Annotated in this window: 12 protein-coding genes; 1 reads left to right on the forward strand and 11 read right to left on the reverse strand. The window is 41.0% G+C overall.

Annotated features, from left to right (window positions below; all coding sequences use genetic code 11):
* Positions 1-237 precede the first annotated feature (237 nt).
* Positions 238-2,409, reverse strand: coding sequence for a S8 family peptidase (locus GARC_RS11470; RefSeq protein ID WP_052151495.1), 2,172 nt, complete (start codon positions 2,407-2,409; stop codon positions 238-240).
* 598 nt (positions 2,410-3,007) lie between these two features.
* Between GARC_RS11470 and GARC_RS11475 the strand changes: the two genes are divergently transcribed.
* Positions 3,008-4,921, forward strand: a complete 1,914-nt coding sequence (locus GARC_RS11475) for a putative bifunctional diguanylate cyclase/phosphodiesterase (protein WP_007620079.1) — start codon at positions 3,008-3,010, stop codon at positions 4,919-4,921.
* 78 nt (positions 4,922-4,999) lie between these two features.
* On the opposite strand, the gene GARC_RS11480 is transcribed toward GARC_RS11475, so the two are convergent.
* The 10 genes from GARC_RS11480 to GARC_RS25950 all read right to left on the reverse strand — a co-directional run bounded on the left by GARC_RS11480 (position 5,000) and on the right by GARC_RS25950 (position 22,599).
* Positions 5,000-6,520 (reverse strand): parallel beta-helix domain-containing protein, encoded by a 1,521-nt coding sequence (locus tag GARC_RS11480; RefSeq protein WP_039989399.1) that lies wholly within the window; start codon positions 6,518-6,520, stop codon positions 5,000-5,002.
* A 1-nt stretch (position 6,521) separates the two neighbouring features.
* Positions 6,522-7,745, reverse strand: a complete 1,224-nt coding sequence (locus tag GARC_RS11485) for a cytochrome-c peroxidase (RefSeq protein WP_007620081.1) — start codon at positions 7,743-7,745, stop codon at positions 6,522-6,524.
* Positions 7,745-8,365: a c-type cytochrome gene (locus tag GARC_RS11490; protein WP_007620082.1), complete on the reverse strand. Its 621-nt coding sequence runs from the start codon at positions 8,363-8,365 to the stop codon at positions 7,745-7,747. Before GARC_RS11490 ends, GARC_RS11485 begins: the two co-directional genes overlap by 1 nt.
* Positions 8,366-8,533: 168 nt before the next feature.
* Positions 8,534-9,580 carry a helix-turn-helix domain-containing protein gene (locus tag GARC_RS11495; protein WP_007620087.1) on the reverse strand — a complete coding sequence of 349 codons (1,047 nt, stop codon included), beginning with the start codon at positions 9,578-9,580 and terminating at the stop codon, positions 8,534-8,536.
* 110 nt (positions 9,581-9,690) lie between these two features.
* Positions 9,691-12,312, reverse strand: coding sequence for a TonB-dependent receptor (locus tag GARC_RS11500; RefSeq protein ID WP_007620088.1), 2,622 nt, complete (start codon positions 12,310-12,312; stop codon positions 9,691-9,693).
* A gap of 547 nt (positions 12,313-12,859) precedes the next feature.
* Complete coding sequence (locus GARC_RS11505) at positions 12,860-13,939, reverse strand: metalloprotease (protein WP_007620089.1); 1,080 nt, start codon at positions 13,937-13,939, stop codon at positions 12,860-12,862.
* Between the two features lie 321 nt (positions 13,940-14,260).
* Positions 14,261-14,641 carry a hypothetical protein gene (locus tag GARC_RS11515; protein WP_039989401.1) on the reverse strand — a complete coding sequence of 127 codons (381 nt, stop codon included), beginning with the start codon at positions 14,639-14,641 and terminating at the stop codon, positions 14,261-14,263.
* Between the two features lie 468 nt (positions 14,642-15,109).
* Positions 15,110-15,667: a cohesin domain-containing protein gene (locus GARC_RS11520; RefSeq protein WP_007620100.1), complete on the reverse strand. Its 558-nt coding sequence runs from the start codon at positions 15,665-15,667 to the stop codon at positions 15,110-15,112.
* 45 nt (positions 15,668-15,712) lie between these two features.
* Positions 15,713-18,469, reverse strand: a complete 2,757-nt coding sequence (locus tag GARC_RS25945) for an alkaline phosphatase family protein (RefSeq protein ID WP_007620102.1) — start codon at positions 18,467-18,469, stop codon at positions 15,713-15,715.
* 539 nt (positions 18,470-19,008) lie between these two features.
* The gene (locus GARC_RS25950; protein WP_007620104.1) at positions 19,009-22,599 is read right to left on the reverse strand and encodes a golvesin C-terminal-like domain-containing protein; all 3,591 of its coding nucleotides are present in this window, start codon (positions 22,597-22,599) and stop codon (positions 19,009-19,011) included.
* Positions 22,600-22,614: the final 15 nt, after the last annotated feature.

Genomic DNA, 22,614 nt, shown 5'->3' on the forward strand with positions numbered 1-22,614 from the left:
CGATGCCAACACATAGCCATTGAAACAGCCTCTTTGTGTTGATAATTAATACTATGGTTGTTGGTTGTTGTGCCATTAAAATGTTAAAAATATTTACCCCTTTTTGTTAGGTATTAGGAAACTGCTGGCTGGGTGAAATTAGATTACTAAAAATTTAAAGTGAGGGGAGTACAAAATGTACCGCCATAACCATGAGGTTAGCCTCATGGTTATGGCGGCTTAAAACTTGGTATCAGGTTATTCTTGTAGCATGAAGTTCTCTTGATTCATGTGAGCTTCATCCCACATGAAAGCCTCGTCCCACATAAAGGCCTCATCCCACATGAAAGCTTCGTCCCACATAAAGGCCTCATCCCACATAAAAGCTTCGTCCCACATAAAGGCTTCATCCCACATGAAAGCTTCGTCCCACATGAAGGCTTCATCCCACATGAAAGCCTCGTCCCACATAAAGGCTTCTTCCCAAACTTCAAATTCGAAACCTTTGATGTAGTAGTTTCCATTTGCGTCTTTTCGAGCTGCCCCCATGTAATGCTGCTCACCGCTTAAGTCTGCCGCAATGTCCATGCCGTTGTTAGCGCAACCTGTGCGGGTAGATTCAACCGCTTTTATGGCATTAACACTACCTGAACCTTGTTGGAATGGACTATAAGCTAACTTGCCATTTACTTGAGCCATAGTTGTACTGCTCATCAAGCGACATTTCACATCATTTGCGCTCAAACTAGGATCATTTTGTAACATCAAAGCAACTACACCACTGACAACACCAGAGGCTTGTGATGTACCTGACATAATAAAGCGGTCATCGCCTACCATGTACTGTGGAAATTTACTGGGTACATACATATCGTCGTTTGCCAAACTAAACATATGTCCACCAGGTGCAACCATATCAGGCTTGATAAAAGCTTCATGGGTCGGTCCTTGAGACGAAAACGACAGTAAAGTGTCATCATTTGCATTGTCTTGGGTGTAATTATCGCTGATGGCACCCACACTGATGACATAAGGTACGTTAGCCGGTACACCAATGGTCATAGCTTTTGGACCAGTGTTACCTGCAGAAGTAACTACCACTATGTCTTTTTCCCATAACCCCATTACTGCTTGATTGATTGGGTCAGCCCAATAATTTGAGCGAGGAGGCGCACCAAAAGACAGGTTAACGACTCGAATATTATGTGTTTGGTGATTATCGGCAATATATTGAAGTCCACGAAGCGCGTCCAAATAGGTACTGTGACCATCTTCGTAAAAGGCTTTGACCACCACTAAGTTAGCATCAGGTGCCACGCCTCGATAGAAACTACGAGATTTCCCATCAATTACTGCGTGGTCACTATTGGCAATGATGCCTGTTATATGTGTACCGTGACTATTTTCATCTGTCATTGAGTTAGGGTTAACTTCAGTGTCACTTATTGCATCATAAGCTGCGAGTATCCTGTCTCTATTTTTGGTGTTTTTATTCAATGCTTGGTGCTGTGCCCAAAGGCCACTGTCGATAACTGCTACTGTTACATCTTTACCTGTTATGCCCTGATCGTGCAGTTCATCGGCGCCAATGTTGTTCACAAAATAACTATTGCTATCGTTATCATTTGCTTGAGTGTCATAACCTTTCACTAAAGTACGATCACAATTTTCTGAAAATTCAACATTCATTGAGAAATCACTTTGATTGTAATTTCCCGCTTTATAACGTGAAAAAGTCAGTTCCACAGTGGCGCTTTCGAATGCGTCGAGATTACCTTTACGTCTTAAATCTTGGGCATCTAAGGTTAATTCACCATTTTGACGGCTGAATAAACTCCAATAAACTGTTGAGCCATTCAATTTAACAGAACGCACATTGCCTAAGTTTTCTGGCCAAGTAAATGTCATCTGTTTAGCGTTAGCTTGCATGTCTCTTGCGTTGTATAAGTTCCAACGGATCTTATTTGAAGTTAAGTCAACAACGTGACTTCCATATACCAAACAGTGATCAAGCGCATTAGAAGTAAAAACTGGCTGGTTTTCAGTGATAGAAATCACCCCAGGCATTTTTTTCAATATGGCTAATTGCAGGTCTGAAACACGAATACCGATCCCATTTACCAAAGGCAAATCATGGGTACTTACACCACCAATTTTTTTTACCAGTTGTCTAAGCAGTCCGATATCAGGCCCTTGGACTAGTATTTCGTTGTTCAATTCAAAAATACTGTTAAGCACAGGCAATGAAGGTAAACCTAGAGATGTTGTTATTTCTGACGCATCTAAGGTGGTCACTACTTCTTCTAGGTTAAGACCTAATAATCCTTTACTCACACCATTGCCGTTACCTCCTGCAATAGCCGGTAGAATTGATAGGCTCAACATTGCAGCAACAATCACTACACTTTTCCTACAGGTTTTAAATTTCACGTTGACTTTTTCCTTCCAGTTTCAAAAAGTAAGGTATTCAGTGATGAGAACTAAATACACTTACCTAATATTCACACCGTACATGCACACGTAAAAGCAACAAACATGCCAACCAACAAATAATTGTTTTTATTGAATTTATTCATGATTTGAAAATTTTGAATGGTCTTAAATGAAATATATGAATGTTAATTTTGAATGCCACCTTCTAGTGGTTGCAATCATTTATTTCATTAAATGAAAAATATGAACCGACCCCGGTTGACTATTAATTGTTATGGGGAAAAAATACTTTTAGAACTTAGATAATTGATAATAAAGGCATTGACGCCAACTTTAGACAGCATTTATGATATCTATATTATCCGCATGACATCACAATATACTTACAACGAGATCCCATTATTTGCCTTATCAACTTATTATAAGCGTACTGCTCATGGATAAAGTCTCATCAATCGCCATAGCTTTAATTTAGTCGTCATTATAAGTAACCCGAACCCAGGTTAAGTACTTTTTGACGTGCGTAAGTATTCTACATTTGGTTTTTATATATTTAGGCGTTAAAGTAAATCACCACTATTGCAAAGGTTACAAGATGGTCCCAAACAAAAAACCTCAAATAGATGCTTGGCTGGAAGTTGCAGAAAAAGATGTATTCAGCCAAATCCGTCGTTACAGGTTGATGCAAATTTGTGGGGCAAGCGCATTCGGGTTAATGACTACCCTTATAGTGGCGAGAAGTATTACCTTAATAATTTTTACTGCTGGTCTAGGTTTTGTCTTAATGGCATTAGGCTTAGCTTTTAAACATAAAACCCTAGCTTCAGCTTATATTTTACTAGGCTCTTTAACCACCATGTTGTTCGCACTGGCGATAACGGGTGCAGGCTTATTTGATTTAGCGGTTCTTGGATACCCAGCATTGCTTATCTTCGCAGCTATTCTAGGCGGTGTGGGTTTATTTTTATCGGTTTTATCCTTTGTGATTGCCCAATGTGTATTTGTCGCTTGGCTAACGTTGCAGGGTATTATCACTCCGAATATTCCCACTTTAAGCTGGTCACACCTAGTATTTATATTAGTGATTTTTGTCGTTACAGGGTTCAGTGTTTATATTTTGGTACATGATATTAAGCGCTTGATATTCTCATTGCAGCGTGAATATTCCAAAGTAAAACAAAGCCAAGCAGAAATTCAACATATAGCTCATCACGATACTCTGACCAATTTACCTAACAGGTTTTATGGCGAAGAGTTGTTTTCACAATCTTTAGTTGCCTGCCAGAAAAAACAACACAACCTTGCTCTCTTATTTTTTGATTTGGATAACTTCAAACCCGTAAACGATGCTCTAGGACATGCCGCCGGAGACCAATTACTGGAGCAACTTTCTCAACGCCTAAGCAAACTTTTACAACCAAACCAATATCTTATTCGTTTTGGTGGAGATGAGTTTCTGTTGCTGACACCATGCACCAATGACCGCGCTCAATTAAATCAGTTAGCTGAATCCTTGATACAACAGTGTGCGGTTGAATTCCAAATATTACAAAATAAGGTCATTATTTCTGCCTCGCTGGGAATAGCTTGCGCCCCAAAAGACGGTACCGACTTTAAACAACTGTGTCGTAGAGCAGACATTGCAATGTATCAGGCTAAAAAAGAGGGTCGCAATACCTATCACTATTACGATAAGAAACTGGAAAAAGCCAGCGATGACAAATTCAAATTGTTGCAATTGTTGCGCCCAGCTTTTAATGGAGCGCAGTTCAAACTTTATTATCAGCCTATGGTCAATTTGAGCAATGGTGAAATTACTACTGTCGAGGCACTATTACGATGGCCGCAACCCGACGGCACTATGATAGGCCCCGATCAATTTATTCCGTTAGCTGAAAGTAGCGGTTTGATTAATGAATTAGGTCGTTGGGTGTTGCAGCAGGCATGTATTGGCTGTGCTCAGCAGAGGCGACTAGGCTATACAAACCTGCGAGTAGCTGTAAATTTATCAGTCATGCAATTCAAAGATGGGCATTTGCAAGACACTGTTAAGTCTGCATTACGAGATGCAGGATTGCCTCCAGAAGCGCTCGAGTTAGAGTTAACTGAATCATTGCTTATTGATGAAACTGAGCAAATTCAAAAACAACTCAAAGCATTAACTGCAATAGGCATCACTATAGCCATTGATGATTTTGGCACAGGTTATTCAAACCTTGGCTATCTTCGTAATTTTAACGCCACTACACTTAAAATCGACAGATCTTTTATTACCTCGCTGTGTGTTGCCAAGCATGACGAGTCACTTGTAAAAGCGATCATTAGTATGGCCGCAAGTCTTGGCTTAAAAACGGTAGCCGAAGGCATAGAAGATGAGGCTACCCTTAACAAGCTTGTTGCTCTTGGTTGCGATATTGGCCAGGGATATTACTGGTCCAAACCTGTCCCAGAGAATGTTCTATCTGAACTACTGAGTAACCATCAACAACTCAGCAGCTCGGCGTTGTAGACTGTATACAAGCGCGGTGTATACAGTCATATATAACCAACAATTGACCTAAAGGTAGCTAATAGCTCAAAGACTCATTCAGCTCTTAACCTGCAACATATAATTCGCTACAGCTAACCGAGTTTCTGCATCCAAATAATTTTGTGGTGGCATTTCCGGGTAGTCATCACGTTTTTTAGTGGGACTATTTATGTAGTCAGCCACTCCTTGAGGGTTATCCATATACAATGCCTGAATAATTTGAACAGGTGGCCCTATCATTCGTCCTGTATAAGTATGGCAACCGGCACATACGCCAAGGTAGGCAATTTTTCCTTTTTCACTTCCAGCAATAACTCGTGCAGCAACAGGTTCATCCAAAATATAACTGTCGATCTCGCTTGTATTGGTAAATTCACATTCTGCCCAATCATTTACCCCTACAGTGACATAACGATGGCGGTTGATGATGCAACTATCACGACTGGATCCAACCTGAATGATGTCGGGATTGTCCTGTTTAAATTCAGTTAGCATTAACGCTTTCACTTCATCGATAGTGTCATAACCGTTGTTTGCCATCAGGTTATTTAGGATCATAATTTTGTCTGGTACCGGATCTGATCCCGGGTCCATAGTAGTGTTTGGTGCGTTTTCATGATCGGTGATTATGATCGCCGCAGTTTTATTTCCGGTGATAATATTATCTTCGATGATGACTTCATCTGCAGCCATCACTAAAATGCCAGTGCCCGCTGGGATACCTGCAACCGTTGACCCTGGGGCACCAAAGTTAGCAGTGTTATTGTCGGTGATAAAATTATTACGGATGATGACATCAAAGGTGGTTTTTATTGGCAAGCCAGGCGTAATAAAGGCCAAAATACCGCCGGTATTATTGTACACATAATTATTTTCCACTATCGCGTGGCGACTGTTCTCGATTTCAATACCAGCAACTGAGTCAAACACCACATTATGGGCTACATGTATATTGTCACTCATGCCAATATAAATAGCGGCGTCTTCGATCCCTGATACCACATTATGTTCAACAATACCGTTTTGACCCAGTTGTGGGAAAATACCGTAAATTCCGGTATCAACAATAATATTGTTGCGAATTTCAAAGTTATTACCGGCCTGCCCCATGATGCCATTACCTTTGTATTTGGTAATCAACAGATTTTCTACCACTATGTTGTTTCCAGAATACAAAATGGCATCATTCAGCACGCCCTTACCATCCATAGTTGCCCGTTTTCCTTGCTTAATAACCCCGATAATCCGTATGTCGTCCTTATCTATATACACCGTTTCATGGTAGGTACCGGGCATAACCTGAATGGTATCTCCAGGGCTGGCTGCTTTTACGGCGTCCATAATTGAATCCCCTGATTTTACTACATGGGTCTGCCCTTCTTGGGATCTTACGGATACCGCAGATTTTTTGGTACTACTGCTCTGTTGCCCCAGAGTCTTGTCATACCCGCCCGAGTAACTAGCACCGTTGTGGCTATTGGTAATGACGGTTGTTCCCTCGCTCCCCTTGCCGAGATAAATTCCCCCAGCAAAAGCCGCTAATATTAAAGTTACCGTAATAATTTTGCTCGTCTGCATCTTAATCTCCCGCTCTTGATAGTAATTTTTGATTATTATTTTTATGTAGCTTTTGATAGTTATCATCCACTGGTGACAACCCCGATGGCACAGTTTCTGGCACTTTTGGGGTAAATGCTTCATCTGTTAATGTGCCAAGAAATTCCACAATCAGATCCATTTCATGCTCAGTTAAATTTGGCTCCCAAATATGCCAGTGGATTTGCAGTGTTTCGCCTTCAGGAATGGCATGCCCTCGCCCTTTGTTGTAAAACCCTACAGTCTCTCGTAAATCATCAAAGTTACCTGCATGCATATAAGGTTTAGTTTTAACGATATTACGTAATGTGGGCACCTTAAATCCGCCCCTTAATTTGGCGGCTTGGTAGGTTTTCTGCGCTCCTATATCTAAGGGCCTTCCGTCTTTTTCAGGTACCCCGATAACAGCGATTTGATTATTGGTAAATAACGGTGGTTGATGACATTCAGCACACCTAGCAACAAAGGATCTAAAAACATTTAGGCCGGCAATTTCGTTTTTATTTAACGCTTCATGGTAGCCATGAGCATAGCGGTCGTAGCGGCTATTGAGGGATATCAACGAACTTTGAAACGCTGTTAATGCACTAACAACCTGATCTAAGTCAATCTGTGACCGCAATGGATAAGTCTGTTTAAAAAGAGTCAGATAAGCGCTATTCCCATTAAGTGTTTCCAATAATTGTTCTGGGGAATTGGCCATTTCGTTAGCATCAAATAACGGGCCTACAGCCTGCTCTTCCAGAGTGCTAGCTCTAGCATCCCAATAAAACTTATCCAAAAATGCTACATTCCACAATGAAGGAGCAGAACGTGTTAGTTGTCGCCCATCAAATCCCTTGCTTCTGCCTAAACCATCACTAAAACCTTTGTCTGGCTGGTGACAACTGGCACACGACATCGAGCCATCTTTAGACAAAGCAGGGTCAAAAAACAAAATTCGACCGAGATCAATTTGTTGTGGCGAAAAACCATCTCGGTGTTTGGGCAAAGACGTTTGTGTCCCCCCCACACCACGACCCTGTACCGAATCATACAATTGATAAAAATTGACTAGTCGACATTGATTTTTTGCAGTTAATTCAAATCCTGGCGGACAAGAGTCTGAGAGCATAAATGCTGACAATGCTTCAGCCTTAACCTGAAAAAACAACATAGATAACACTGCAGCACATAACCAGCTAGCAACTACAGTCAGGCGACACATTATTTAGCTTGCTCGGAAATAAAGAACAAAATGTCTTCAAGTTCTTGGTCTGAAACTGTTGTGGACATCATGGCCATCTGCCGACCCCATTTATCCTCTTGGTGCTGGCCCCGGATCCCTTGCTTAAAATTAGTCATTTGTCTGAGTAAATATTGAGGATCCAAAGCGGATAACTTAGGGGCGTTAAAGGAGATGTTTCCTTGCGCTTTGCCTCCATGACAGGCACCACATTTGGCTTGGTAGTAGCGCGAACCATTTTTTAAATCGCCATTTAGCTCAACATTAGCAGACACAGGCTTGAGTTGACTAATATAGACGGCTAGCACTTGTTGTTGCTCGTTTGTTATCAGTTTGGCAAATGGCACCATGGTTTTTCCGTGAATATCCTCAGCATGACTACCTCTGATGCCATTCGCGAAATGCTGCAGTTGTCGTTTTAAATACCAATCATATTGTCCAGCGATCGCTGGCGCATTCAAGGCTGGGTTACCTTGACCTTGCTCACCGTGACAAGCAGAGCAACTAGCATAAATTTGCTGGGCATCATTGGCCTGGGCGTAAACATGGGTTATAACTCCAGCACAGCAGAGCGCCCTAATAATCCAATGTTTTATTCTCATCTATAGCCCTTTTTAATTCTGAGTAATTAAAATGATGCTGGGACTATAGCGATCAAGATACACAAGAGCTTACTTAATACTGGAAAAAGCTGACGAATTTCAAAATCACTCAGCTTTTATATCAATCGGTCTATTGTTTATGGCGTTTGAGCAGTAAAACGTAGGATATCAGTTAGTTAATGCCTGTTGGTTACGGTATTCGGTAGGCGTGATCCCGTGTTTGTTTTTAAATGCTTTATTGAAGGAACTTAAACTACGGAATCCACTGTCTAGTGCCAGTGTTAACACCGGAAGTTGTTGATGTGCAGATTGCGACAAGTTCTCAGTGACTTCCTGGATACGATAAAAGTTTAAAAAGTCATTAAAATTACGATAATTTAGTTCACCATTAATGATCTGACGTAACTTGTATTCATGTATCCCCAAGTGCCGGGAAAATACACTTATCGTAATGCCTTCTTGGCGATAGAGTTTTTCATTCAACATACATTCCAAAACTCGATTTAGTTCAGGTGAGTGTGCTTTTTTATGTAGGATATTTTGCGGTTTTTTAACTGGAGGATCAAATAAGGTTCCTTCTTTGAGAGAGAATAACAATAGGTTAACCGCGATGGTCAACATGGTAAGTAGCACATATTTAACCATATTTAACCAACTCCACTGCAGGTTAAACAATTGCTCTACAACAATAACTACTACTAGGTAACAAGCAATTAATCCAATCACACTGCCACGCATGTAACGTCTTTCCTGCACCAAATCGGCTTGCCAATTCTTGATGACAACCACAAGAGCATGACCAATCAGAACCAGCTCTAGGCCTAATGCTCCATAAGTGGCGAGTCCATAAAAAGCAGTAAATTGGCGTAAATCAAAGTTAAAGCCCAACTGAATTAGCGTCGAGATTGTAGGTATAAGCAATGTCATAGACGCGACGTAAAAATGCCAGCCCTTGAGTTCTTCACGATCCGAAAAAACACTGAGTGACACCAACCAAAAAACACCAGGTAGCGAGTTACCCGACAAGTATCCGGCCCACCAAACAATGGACATTTTGTTTAACGGACCAAAAAGGTCGCTTAACAAATAGCCACATCCACACAGCATTAATAAGGCAAACATCTTAATTGAGAGACTTTTCTTTAATAGTGGCAGCAGTAAAATAAAACAGAGTGCCATCTGTGCAAAGGCGAAATGTGCAAAAAATACTGACATAGTGTTTCTACTAGTTATGTATTAATTAATATTAATAACAACAGTAGCATTGCTATGAATTCAGACTCAACATAAAAAATCCACCCTATAAGTGGATCTCATACTAATAGTTAAAAGCTGTACTTAAATTCCACGCCAACTTCACGACCACGGTTTATTCTGGCAAAAGGTGTGCCTATGGTGTTAGTGCTAATATTGCCAATTGACTCGACATAACGCTCATCAAATAGGTTACGTGCCCATAGTGCAGCCTCCATAGTCTCGTCGTGAGTAGCCACAGAGAATCGCGCGTTCAACTTTTTTAGATCCTTCAGGTAATCCGGAATGGCCAATTCAAAGGCTTGAATATCAATACGTTGTGCGTTTGTGTTTTCAACAAAAACATAATCCAGATGTACGTTTACCACAGCTAGATCAAAATTCGGAGCCCAATCAAGTGTGAGTGTATAGTTGGTGCTTGCATCTAACGAACGGCTCTGTTCTGGCAGTAGGATCCCACTGCTGTCGTAGAATGAAGGAGCATCGATATCGGTATTGCGTATTTCTGTGACCATACCTAGGGTCAGTGAATCTGACGCCATCCAGCGCATATCAATTTCGAAACCGGCAATTTGTCGGTTTTCATTGATAATGGTGGGGACTGCGGTTGAACTGCCTGGTTGCTTCGATTCAACTGCAACCTGAAAGTTATCCAATTCGGTCTGATAATAACTGATGTTGGTTATCACACGTTCTCCGAGGACGGCTTTATAACCAACTTCAAAGTTACTAGAGTCTTCTGGTGCAAATGCAGATTGCCCTGCAGACTGGTCAATAGGCGATAGAGAGTCAAATCCACCAGACTTGTAGCCGGTTGAATAAGACGCAAATACCATTTGGTTTTTGTCAATCTGGTAGTTACTGACTAGTCGACCGGTAACTTTACTCCAAGAATCAGAAGCGCTTATATCAGCTTGCGAGAACAGCTGATTGCTGACTCCTGGTCTGGTTTCGGCAAAAGTGGTTGCGGGGATAAACCAACTGAAATCCTTTGAATCTTTTGAATAACGTAGACCAGCAATTAGATGCCACTTAGCAGTAAAGGCGTAATCTAGATCGGCAAATATGCCCCAATTAGTAAAATCTCCGGTATTGAAGATATTCTCTTGCCAAAACTGACCGCTGTGGCTGGGACCAAATATTTCAGGCACACCTAGTTGCTCAGAGACTAAGTCATAAGTTAAATCGCCAGTTTGCTGAACAATTTCACCATTGAGTGTTCCCCCCACCATGCCCAACGCTTGCAGTATAGGCTCGGCAAAACCTAACGCATTAAGTGCACCGGCCCACTCATCTGCATTCCAGAGATGATCAAGAGGAAAGCCTGAAGCGGCAAAGGTGCTATCAACAGCAGCTTCAAAAGTCACGCCTGGGCCAAATACTGCGGCGGCGGCTTCATCTGAATCTCCGCCTATTGCGGCTGCCAGTTGTTGGGCAACACCACCACGAATAGTATTGTTTAATTCACCAGTAGTTAACCGGGCAATGGTATCGGCGGTAAGGTTTAGCTCAGTTTGTTGAGATACATCCTCTTTGGAATAGGAAAAACCGGCCACGGCACTGACTTTATCACTAACATAATTGACTTGTAGTTCTGTATAAAAAATACTTGAATCTTCATTGTTCGAAGTATCTAAGTAGCGGCTAATCTGACCTGTTCCGTCTTCATCTTCCCGGTTCACTGTTTCCCAGTCACGATAACTGGTCACAAACTTCATTGACCAATAATCATCAAACTCGTGTAGAAACTTTGCGGTGACGGCGTACATATCGCGACTTTCTAGCCCATTTCGCACATCATTTTCGACCCTATCGGCAAATGGATCGCTACCACCATTAAGGGCAAACTCACTAATACCCACCGCCATAGGCGGGGCTTGATTAAGATCGTCAAGTTCGACTGATAATTGAAATTCACTGCTAGGTGCTACGTCCCACAACAATGAAATGCGAGCAGCCTGATGATCCAATGCACCGAGATCATGAATTTTAGAGTTATTATTCCACTCAGGTTCGGCGATATTTTTAACGAAACCATCTTGTGAGTTAGTCAGTAGGTTTGCCCGTATAAAAACAGCATCAGACAAGGCCACATTCACCATTGCTTCAGCACGCTTTAGGGAATCGGTTCCAAGGCTGAGTTTGACAAATCCCTCACTGTCTTCGGTTGGTTTTTTGGGGATAATATTAACAACACCCATGGCGGCATTTCGGCCAAATAAGGTACCTTGGGGGCCTTTGAGCACCTCAATACGCTCTATATCAGAGAACAATACATTTTGCGCTGCCCTTGGCATATAAACATCATCATAAAAAGTCGCTGATGAAGGGTCACCGCCAACGGAAATATTGGGGCTGGATATACCGCGAATACTAACCCCTGCCTGTGTCACACTGCCATCACCAAAATCAAAACCTGGGATGAATTTATCTATATCACCCAACATAATAGAATTACTTCTCTCTAGCAGAGCTGAACTAACAATCCCCACGGTAATAGGCACTTGCATTACGTTCTGCACTCTCTTTTGTGCGGTCACTTCGATCACTTCAAATGTGTTGTCTTCTTTATTCTCCTGAGCACTAACAGTGTGGCATGTTGACAAACATAGTACTGCCATAGAAACACATTGCGCAATAATGTGTTTTTTAGATTTTAGCGGCATAAGGCTGCTGGTTTTTGAAGTTCTCATCGTTTACCCCTATTTAGAGTTATTATTCTTTGAGCGACTATAAAAGTGCAAATAGATTAATACTTACTAAAAATGAATAATAAACAGACGAATTTATCCATCAGGCTGACGGATTATTACAAAGCCCTTTAGAAATAGGCGGTTCAGAGTAATAATGACGTGAATGCATTTGTAATAAAATTGTAAATATTTTGTACACTTTACTAGGAATGAGCACAATTTGGCTCGCTGTAAACAATCAGCTATATTCGATAAAATACAAATTTAACACATAGTAGAGCGAGTGGCTTATGCAAGGCCTTACTTGGCAGAGCCAAAATAATCAGCGGTGACTTTAAAGAGACGGTATGCTCCATTAGATGGTGAAAATATCGCAGCAGCTGTTATCAGGCGGCATACATTGAGTACCTAACATCAACCATTTGAATTGTTTAGTGCTGTTAGGAAAGCACTATGGCGACCGTCCTGTTAATTCAGCACTTTCAACAACCCTGCCCTCACAACTCCTTGCTCCAAATCCACTAAATAGCTTAGAGATGAAGATACATTAACTACTCAATATCTGCAGTGGTAATGATAAAGCACCGTTGTCTGTTTGACCCACCAGCCAAATAATGGCACTTAAGCCACCCAAAGTGATGACATACCACAATATAGAAATGATTTGCGCATAACGATTAAGAGGCAATAGCTCACTTAGATGTCGGCGTTTATATTCAAAGAATATTTCCACACTACCTATGGCAAGTAAAAAACCTAACAAAGCCAAACCAAAGTGATAACTGATATAAACACCTAACACGGCTCCCAATGCGCAGGCGACTATACCTACACGAGAGTTAATTGAAAAAGCGATACTTTTAAGTACGTGGCCACCATCTAAAGGCAACACAGGTAACATATTAAATAAATTCAGCAGCGCATTAAATACCGCTAAACCTGCGAGTACTTCTATATCAGTAAGCCAATACCCCACTAAACAAACAATAGACAATATCAAGCCAAAAAATGGCCCCATTATTGAAATCACAATATCTTGCCAGCGAGTATTAATTTTATCGTCGCTGAGGGCTAAACCGCCCACAAAAGGAATAAGATAAATACCTTTGGTTTTTAAACCAAAATACTTCATCGCCTTGATATGACCATATTCATGAAACACCAAACAAAATATCAGGGCTATGGCAAACTCAATAGAAAACAACCAGCTATAAGCGGCTAAACTGCCAGCAGCAAACAACACTTTAATGATCTTGGCACTTTTAAAGAGTTTTAAACCCAAACCCGCCATACCAATAAAACTAAATTTTATCGGTTGTTTTGTGCCTTGAATGACTTGCCTTTGCTCTATGTCTTTTTCGGTAAGTGTATTTTCATGTACAAGTTCATCATTAATTAAAAGTTTGAATTGCAGTTCAAAAGGCTGCCATTGCAACGCACCACTGAGCTCAACTTGAAGATCGCCCTGCTCACTTTGTAAAGAAAATCGATGTGAAAATTTATCACTGTCGGCACTGGCACTAATTTGCGAAACGCAATCATCACCCCAAAATAGCTGCTGCCAACCAGCCATAGAACCTTCCAACTTAAGTGTTTTACCTAAACACTCTACTGCTAATAATTGCACTATATAAACTCAATAAATAAAACCACGCCCGATTATTGCTATATTTTTTGATGGGACAAGGTTTATCGAAAAAAAAGGTTAAAAAACAGTGAATTGTAGATAGATGTTAATGAAAAACAGAATACTGCAGACTGAAGCCGGTAATACAGAAAAAAACAAAAACTATTCACCACAGAGGGCACAGAGAACACAGAGAAAAGATCTAAAAAGGGGTTGGTTTACTTTGGCTGGCTCTGTAATTTGTCTTATTGATAATTTGGCCTGCCCTATCCAGTTTTTATACTTCAACGAACCTGATCCTGCAGATCCCTAGTCATATTTTTAATGCACCATCTCGCCACTGAATCTATCTCGGCCTTTCCAATATGTGCATTCAGGACAAAAATCACCTTGCGGATAATCAATTCCTTCTTCGTGAGGACAACCTATTATTTCTTCGACCATGCTAACGGTATTCGCCTCATTTTCATCTATAAAGTCTAGTACTTTCCTCAAAACAGGTTCTGACTTTCTGAGTTCAGATGATGAAAACCATTTTTTTATTGGTTCAGCGTCTGCGCTATTATTACTTATGATTGCACAAACAACTTTTGTTGCAATTTCATTGCTGGGACCATAGAAAGCGATCGTTGCTATTGGGTAACCTCTATCACCTTTTCGAATCTTCTTAGCCAGTAATTTCTTATTGTTGCCTTGAGCCATTTTTATAATCCAACATGAGACTTATCTAGTCATCGACTTTAATTCAAGAGTTAAAGACTAACCAATCCCTCCAATTTTAAAAAGTAATAAAATGAGCTGACGTTTGTTTTATTGGAGTTAAATGGATAATTAAATCTTAGATTCTAATTGGAAGTGCACCACCTAGTTCATTATAGACTTTGGACATTCAAAAAGAATTATCATGACTGTACTGTTAATTTCTGGGCCAAGGACTAGATGGGTGAAAAATGTTTCGGGAAAACATTTTAACAGCTTTAGGTGTAGCCCATGGATGGGCTAAATACTGTTGCAGATACATTATCCAGCACAACCAACTGGAAAACATATTAGCGAATAAAAAATGGATCTCGTCAGCTTTGAGTATACAGTTCACCAAAAAATCCCCGTTAGTTGCCTAACGGGGATTTGTGCATAAGAGACAGGATAAACACCAAACTTTTTGTCTGCTTATTTAGTTGCTCTGATTTTAAATATTACCAGTATACCGCTTAATAGTATTAGCAGACTTGCCGGTTCAGGCACAGGATGACTGGGGTCATTTGTGATTGAAAAGTTATCAATTTGATAAGTGACTAGCACTCCCTGATTGCTTACATCGCCAAACCAATCTGCGCTAACAGAAAATATAGTATCCCCTATGGCTTGGGCTTTGAAGCGCAGTGTTGCTAGAATAAACTGGCTCGGTTGAAGGGCACTAAGCTCATTGTCTGCAAGGTAACTGTATTCCTCTACATATACAGAATTTGCTGAATCAAGTGCAGTTTGATCGCTGTCTATACCCTGCCCAAACGAAGAGCCGAAGCTCATATCCATGAACGACATAATTTTCGAGGTAAAATTAAAATCAAATTGAAACAATCTCAGCGCTGAGTCAAGCTCTGACAAACTGACCTGCGCCACTATTGTATCGCCCACCTTGTAGCTGCTTTGGTCAGTGTTAATGCTCAACAACGTGGCATTGGCCCCAAAACTGAACAACAATATAAAACTTATTACATATTTCATTGGTATATTTTTCACTTCTATTGATTTATTAATTAAATTAGTCGTTTAATTTATGATTTGGCAACGAGCCAATGTACAAAACTGCACCATCGCCCCCACATCACTTAAATTAATTTGCTCGTCTTGATTGAAATCATAATCTTCACTTAACAACGTCCCTGATCTAAGCAACTGCGCAAAGATCCTCACGTCGGTGCGGTCAACATCGCCATCATGGTCCATATCTGCCAGATAAGATGGGCTAAGCAGCAAACTGGCAATAGATTTCCCCTCGCTGTAGATAGCATCAATTTGGCTGTCTCTAAGGGCCGTGGTCCAGATGGCGACATCGTCAAAACTCATATCCATGCTCAAGCGAGAGCCAGGCGTTTGATATTGACCACTGCCGTCTTCGTTAAATGCAATGATCTCAAACGGCGAGGTTATATTGCCAAGCGCACCAAGTTCTAACACCTCACTTCGTTTGCCCAGAATTGGATCAATGATCCAGAGGGTGACTTTCTTTTCACTACGATTTACCGCCATTGCCACATAAATCCATGTATTAGCACTATAGGGGATATTGTTCGAATCGATTCTGTTACTGCCGTCCCCAAGATTAAGTTTAATCTGCTCGCCAATATTAGCGATAATCCAGCCTTGATTGCGCCCGCTTTGCCAGTCTTTATTGGCAACGATGGCTGGATCATCTTTACTTCCATCTGATTTATACCAGAACCCCACGCTAAAATTGCCCTGACTCACATCGTCTGTTAAGTACAAATAACCGGCATCACGATTAACGGTAATAGCATCACCTAAGGGGCCAGGCGTTGTATTGCTCGCACTGACTGAACTTGCCTGTAAATCTTGCGCACGGGTAGTATCTGTATATTGCCCTCCATCCATGCTGTATAGGTGTTTTAGCTTAGCGACTGGCAGACGCTCAAATGTCGTTTTACCTAAAAGAGCTGACAGTGATTGTGTGCTTTGATAAATGGCCTGTAGCTCGCTTGGCGACAATGTGTCATGCCATATTGCTAAGTCGTTAAACTGCATAGTCATATGCCAATTGTTTTGCTGATAACGGGTAGTCGCATCTTCGTTTAAGGCCACCACGGAAAAAGGTGAACTAACTTCATCAATCTGATTTATTGCCGCGCTCTTAACTTGTTTACCCAACACCGGATCGAAGACATACAGCGTGGCCTGTTGTAACTGACGGTCAACAGCCATTACCACATACACCCAAGAATTGGGTGTATAACTGGCATCAAGATCTATTCTGTCTGTACCATCACCAATATTCAATTTGATGGATGATCCCTTATTAGCAAGTATCCAGCCTTGGTTTTTACCACTTTGCCAATCTTTGTTACTAATAATGGCTGGATCGTCTTGGCTACCATCGGATTTGTACCAAAATCCTAAACTAAAGCTACCTTGTGAAAAGTCATCTTCCATAAGGAAATAGCCATTGTCTCGGTTGATTGACAAAGCTTTATTACCAAAATTATCAACACTCGCACTTACGCCCTGATATTCGCTGCTGAGCATAGCTGGCGAGACTTGGTCAGTCAGACCATCGTCGAAGGAATAAAAGTGACTAAGTTGCTCCACCGGTAGATCGTTAAAATCAATATCTTCCAATACGGTGATTTCGGTGCGGGCAGATTGGCTGTTACCGTTGGCAACCACACTGTAGTCTAATTGATGCTGCCCGACTTCCAATGAACCAAGAGTGTCTACGTACAACTCTTCGTTATTGTTCAAGGTGGCAATCAAAGTATCATTACGAAAAATATGTATTGGCGACAAGGTTTGTCCAGCATTTTTCCAGCCTAAACTAACTTGATTTGGCTCTTGATCAATTTTTGCTATTAATTTACGTACGCCCAGCTCACCAATTAGTGCATTTCCATCACTGAGATCCTGACGGGTTAATTCAATCCCCAAGTGACGTAATATAGTCGGAGCCACAGCGGTTTGGTTAGTGTAACCATAAAGCAGTTCAAGGTCGCTGCTGCCTGGTGCACTGAGGTTTACAAAAAATTCATCATTCATAGCTGCGTAGTTACTAGCAATAAACGCGGTCTTTTCTTGCACACTTTGGCCGCCGTGGCCATAGCCGCCTGTCCCACGACCATGATCGGTGACCACCAATACCAGCCACTTTTCATCATAGTGGGCTTCCCGCTGTTTTACCGCCGCTAACATCTGACCAATTTGGCCATCCACTATTTCAAGCGTTCTGCGGTAATTAGCAGTAAATCCCTCGGCATGTCCTACACCATCAGCCGCATCAATATGCGAAAAAATAAAGTCAGGATCCTGATTTTGCAACAAAGCAACAACTTCTGAGGTAACATTCTCATCAGATATACCTTCTTTGTGGTAATCAACTAAAGGCATTTCATCGGCGAAATACTTACTATTGGGATATGCCCAATTAATGATACTGGCCGTGTATGCATTTGGTTTAGCTTCGTCTATACGTTTAAACAAGGACGGAAACGCTTCATTAGCTTTCGTTGTATCATTACTGATCACACCGTGCTTATTGGCCCATACGCCCGTGAGAAGTGTTGACCAACTAGCTCCGCTAGACGTTTGCTGCTGATTACTAGAATTACTGATTCCCCCACAATAGGCTTTGCTTATCAATAAGCTATCTATATTTGGGGTATTAGCTTGCTGCAACTGTTCATATTGCACACCATCAATACCTATCAATAAAGCCTTATTTACTGTTGCATTGGCAATGTCCGCAACAGATCCCAAGGCCAGTCCCAGCAATGCTGGCATCAAAATAGCTGTTTTCAATTTGCACTCTCCTGATCACACATCCAGTTTCCCGATGAAACTGGTATAGACCAGATAGTAATGCCTTAATGTTTAGTTTTTATTAACAAAATATGACGAACAGTTTTTTATTTTAAATTGCTAATATTTGCTGCCATCAATGATGCTAAAGGAGTTATGTGGACAGCCACCTTAAAACATTCAGCTCATGTTCAAAGCTTGAAAAACAAATAAAAGGTCAATGAGCATGTTCTCAGGTGAACATGTTAAACACTAAGCATGTATGTGAGAAAAGAATTATCTTGGCTGTTCTGTTAATGCCGTTGGCCATATTTACGGGATAAATATGGAACAGCTTAAGCTGGCCTGTAAGGTTAAGTGTATGTATGGATGTACTTAATAAAATAAGTAATTGGCTCGAAATAACTCGAGACTGCCAGCTAATGAATACACCCATTTTTAAAAATAACAAAATAACTGAAACTGCATACTTTGTTGCTTTGGGTGTCCATGTTAATAGCTCATTATCTGACAGCAAACCTCATCACTGCTCCTTGGCTTTACTGAAGGTTGAGTTGTCCCTGAGCTTCCTGATAGACAACTTCTCTTTTGAAATAACTCAACCCGTACGAAATATGTACAGTGTCGCCGCTATTAACCTGAATGACCCCATCATTAGCTACAGCGGGAGAATTAGATAAACTAATAAGTCCTCGAAATTTATTTGAATTCTGGCTAATTTCCGTTACTTCAAGTACTTCTCTATCGCCACCAGAAGTTTCAATTATAACGTTACCAGTTTCGGCCTGAACGTAATTAAAATTAAGCGGAGCTACCAACTCAATACCAATTTTCTGAGCTAAATTAGCAATATTTGATAGTTCACTAATGAAACTTTGATCCAACACCTGAATAGTAGTTTTATCAAAGGCACTATAAGCCAGACTGGAATTCCAAGCGGTATTAAACGCAATCCATCCTTCAGTCCAACCCACATTACCTGCATTAGGGTTATAGGGATAATGCTGTGGTTTCGGAGAGCCATCTATTACCGCGATTACATCGTTGAGTTTACCTAAGCCATCGTGTCGGCTATACCAACCAAATTCCACACCTTGAAACTCGCTGGGCCCTTTATACGAAAAATGCCGTCCAGTTGGATTTCTACCAAACATCGCATCGAAATGTGCAGTGGCAATTTCACGGAGTCTAGTTATTTGATTAGCATCATCTAACACCTGAATCGCGGCATATATTGCCGCTGGTAGGCCAACAACATTGCCAGGCTCATTAAAATCTGGGATCACCCATTCATTTGCCCCATCACCGTATTTTCTAAAATCCCAAAGATTGGAAGACCGCGATATAACAACGTCAGACCATTGCTCAATTTTTTGCTGCAGGCCTGCGGGAGCAAACTGAGGATACACTCGCATAAAATAGGCTAATCCTTCCATGGTGACATGTTCGCTCATTCGTTGCCCCTTGGTTGTCGTTGGATCTAACCAGTCTACGTTGTTAATAATCTCATTTGTTTGCGCAATGGCAGTATTAAGAAAACGCTGTACCGTTACCTCAGGCATGCCTTCTCTAAGCGCCACTTCATACATTAATAAATTCGGCATGATCGAATGTCCTGGTGGAAATGATCCCTTTCCAGTTCCAATCTGTGTATAAGTTTGAAATAGGTCACCGGTATAGCTTGCTACAGTATTTTCATACCAACCTCTAATGTTACGACTTGGATTACTCCACAGATCTTCAGACATGTAATTCAGCATAACTTGATAATCAGCTGCCGAAATATAATTCGCAATATCGGGATATGCATGCAAGAAAAATGCTATTTGTTCTTTAAACAACGGATGATTAACCCCGGTCTTTTTGTAAAGATTAATCGCAAAATGCATCAACTTAACCACATCTGGCGCATTGCTGTCGGGCGTTCCTATTAAATTACTCCCATAATCGGTGCCATTATATACCGTTTGGTAATCAACCTTATTTGGCATACGGTCATAAGCTGAAGGATTAGACAGATACTGAGCGACCAGTGTTGGTATCTCGAAGCTGAATTGATGAGCATCACGCCAAGCAATACCAGTTTGACAACTTGGATGGCTACCAAAGTAACACCGGGATGATGCCATAAAATCAACGGCATTCTGGTACGACACTTTTTCATTCCAAAAATACCCTATGGAAAAATCAACCGAACGAATGTCACCAATCTGAATGTAATATTCGGTACCAGAAGTAACTAAATTAACACTACTAAAGTCACCAATATTGTTTTGCACCGTACCACTAAATACAATTTGATCATCACTAGCATTAATCAGATTGAAGGCGGTACCATTCGCTACTGTTGGTGCAGTAAAACGTTTGCTTTCATTAATATTAAATCCACTTTGATTAAGGTAAATTTCTGGTGGACCAGCTAACTGGCTACTTAATGGACATTCACCGGAGTTATTATAAATTTCTATTTCTTTTATCTTTAGACGCTGAGTATCAGTCGACATCAAACGCACTTTTGAAGTAGTAACAATATTGTCAAATTCAATCATCACTACATTACTGTCATTACCCGAAACGCTAGTTCCAGGGATGTCCAACCAACTCCCATTAGATTTGTATTGCAGAGCGAAATTATAAATACCCGGTTCATTGTTATAGCCATTATGTATAGCTGCACATTGGATGGTAAAGCTTTCTTTAAGGTCGAGCTCTAACCAGTGCTGAGTAGTACTGGTATCACTTAGCCATCGCGAGTCATTTGAAACGACGCCGTCAACCACATTATTTGCTGCGTAGGGTTCAGTAACGGAGTCAGCTGATGTATTGGCGTTGAGCGCAACGTTAAAGGCAGCCTCATTGACGCTAAGCAAATCAAATCTAAATGCGTCAGCGATCGCATTTTTAGACCCAGAAGAATTATCATTGCTAAGCGTAACCGAACCAGACAACCCGCCCAGAAACTGATGAGTACCTAATGTCAGCCATTGCCCTTGGTTAGTTTGCGTTTGGTCGATGTTATACTGCGTTTCGCCAGCGGCATGTTTAACGGTAACTTTCGCATCAGACAGTCTAGTGCTGTCACCATCAGGCAGCCAATATAGCACTTGGTAATCACCGCTAGCAGGCATATTAGGCTGCCATACGCTACTTGCAGTTCCCCCCAACTCGGTGGAAATATATTCATAGTCTTCACCGTAATAATTATTTTTAGCGGTAGAAGAATGCCAATTGCCCAACTTTATGCTCTGCGTATTATCGACAATATTTTGTACCGGCGCGATGCGAATCGCGTCAGCAATAAAAAAAGAGTTTGAGCTCGAAGTTGTACTTGCATTACTTAAGGTGACAGCTCCTCCTAAATATTGATCAAAATGATGGGTGCCAATGTAATGCCATTTACCTCCCTCCTCTATGGTTTGATCAACATAATACTCATCCGTTCCCTGAGAATGTTGAATCACGTATTTGGCATCAGTCACGCGCTGCGTGCCACTATCCGGCAACAGAGTATAAAGTCGATAATCTCCTGAATGGGGCACATTCAAATTCCATTTAATAGACGATTCACCACCATTGCCTTGCACATAGGCGTAATTATCTTTGTAATAGTTACTTTCCCAAGATGAAAACGCCCAGCCACCGACAAGCTCAGCATTTTCATTATCGATAACATAACCTTGAAATTGACTAACAAACGGATCATCATCATTTAACTGCATGAATGCAGTTCGATTAGCACTTACTGTATAATCTTCAGAATCAGCAACGCTAAGTTCGATAGACTTCGTTCCTCTCCCCACTTCATCATCAATTGGCGTTACCCGCAGATAATAGTTATTTTGATTAGCCGCAAAAGTGATGGAAGTAGGTATGGGATTAATGTAAGTACCGATTTTAGCTGCACTTTGATTCACTAAGTTAACGGTTAATGCTTGGGCCAGACTACCACTTCGCGATAGACTAAAAATACCATAGGGTCTGCCAGTACATTCGGCATTTTTCGTTGCCACATTCTCACAAACTTCGGGGGTCATCGAAGTAATAGAGACTACAACATCAGACATTGCCTGATAACTAAAAAGATAAGTTGATAATAGGCCCACCAACATTTTATTTGATAGTCGTTTCATTAAAAATTCTCCGTT

Origin of the sequence: Paraglaciecola arctica BSs20135, assembly GCF_000314995.1 — a bacterium.
Lineage (GTDB): Bacteria > Pseudomonadota > Gammaproteobacteria > Enterobacterales > Alteromonadaceae > Paraglaciecola > Paraglaciecola arctica.

Bases quoted from the DNA above. Each gene is read 5' to 3' on its own strand.
- GARC_RS11475 (WP_007620079.1), top strand. From the start codon at position 3,008: ATGGTCCCAAACAAAAAACCTCAAATAGATGCTTGGCTGGAAGTTGCA.
- GARC_RS25950 (WP_007620104.1), bottom strand. From the start codon at position 22,599: ATGAAACGACTATCAAATAAAATGTTGGTGGGCCTATTATCAACTTAT.
- GARC_RS11515 (WP_039989401.1), bottom strand. From the start codon at position 14,641: ATGGCTCAAGGCAACAATAAGAAATTACTGGCTAAGAAGATTCGAAAA.
- GARC_RS11485 (WP_007620081.1), bottom strand. From the start codon at position 7,745: ATGTGTCGCCTGACTGTAGTTGCTAGCTGGTTATGTGCTGCAGTGTTA.
- GARC_RS11500 (WP_007620088.1), bottom strand. From the start codon at position 12,312: ATGAGAACTTCAAAAACCAGCAGCCTTATGCCGCTAAAATCTAAAAAA.
- GARC_RS11495 (WP_007620087.1), bottom strand. From the start codon at position 9,580: ATGTCAGTATTTTTTGCACATTTCGCCTTTGCACAGATGGCACTCTGT.
- GARC_RS11490 (WP_007620082.1), bottom strand. From the start codon at position 8,365: ATGAGAATAAAACATTGGATTATTAGGGCGCTCTGCTGTGCTGGAGTT.
- GARC_RS11480 (WP_039989399.1), bottom strand. From the start codon at position 6,520: ATGCAGACGAGCAAAATTATTACGGTAACTTTAATATTAGCGGCTTTT.
- GARC_RS11520 (WP_007620100.1), bottom strand. From the start codon at position 15,667: ATGAAATATGTAATAAGTTTTATATTGTTGTTCAGTTTTGGGGCCAAT.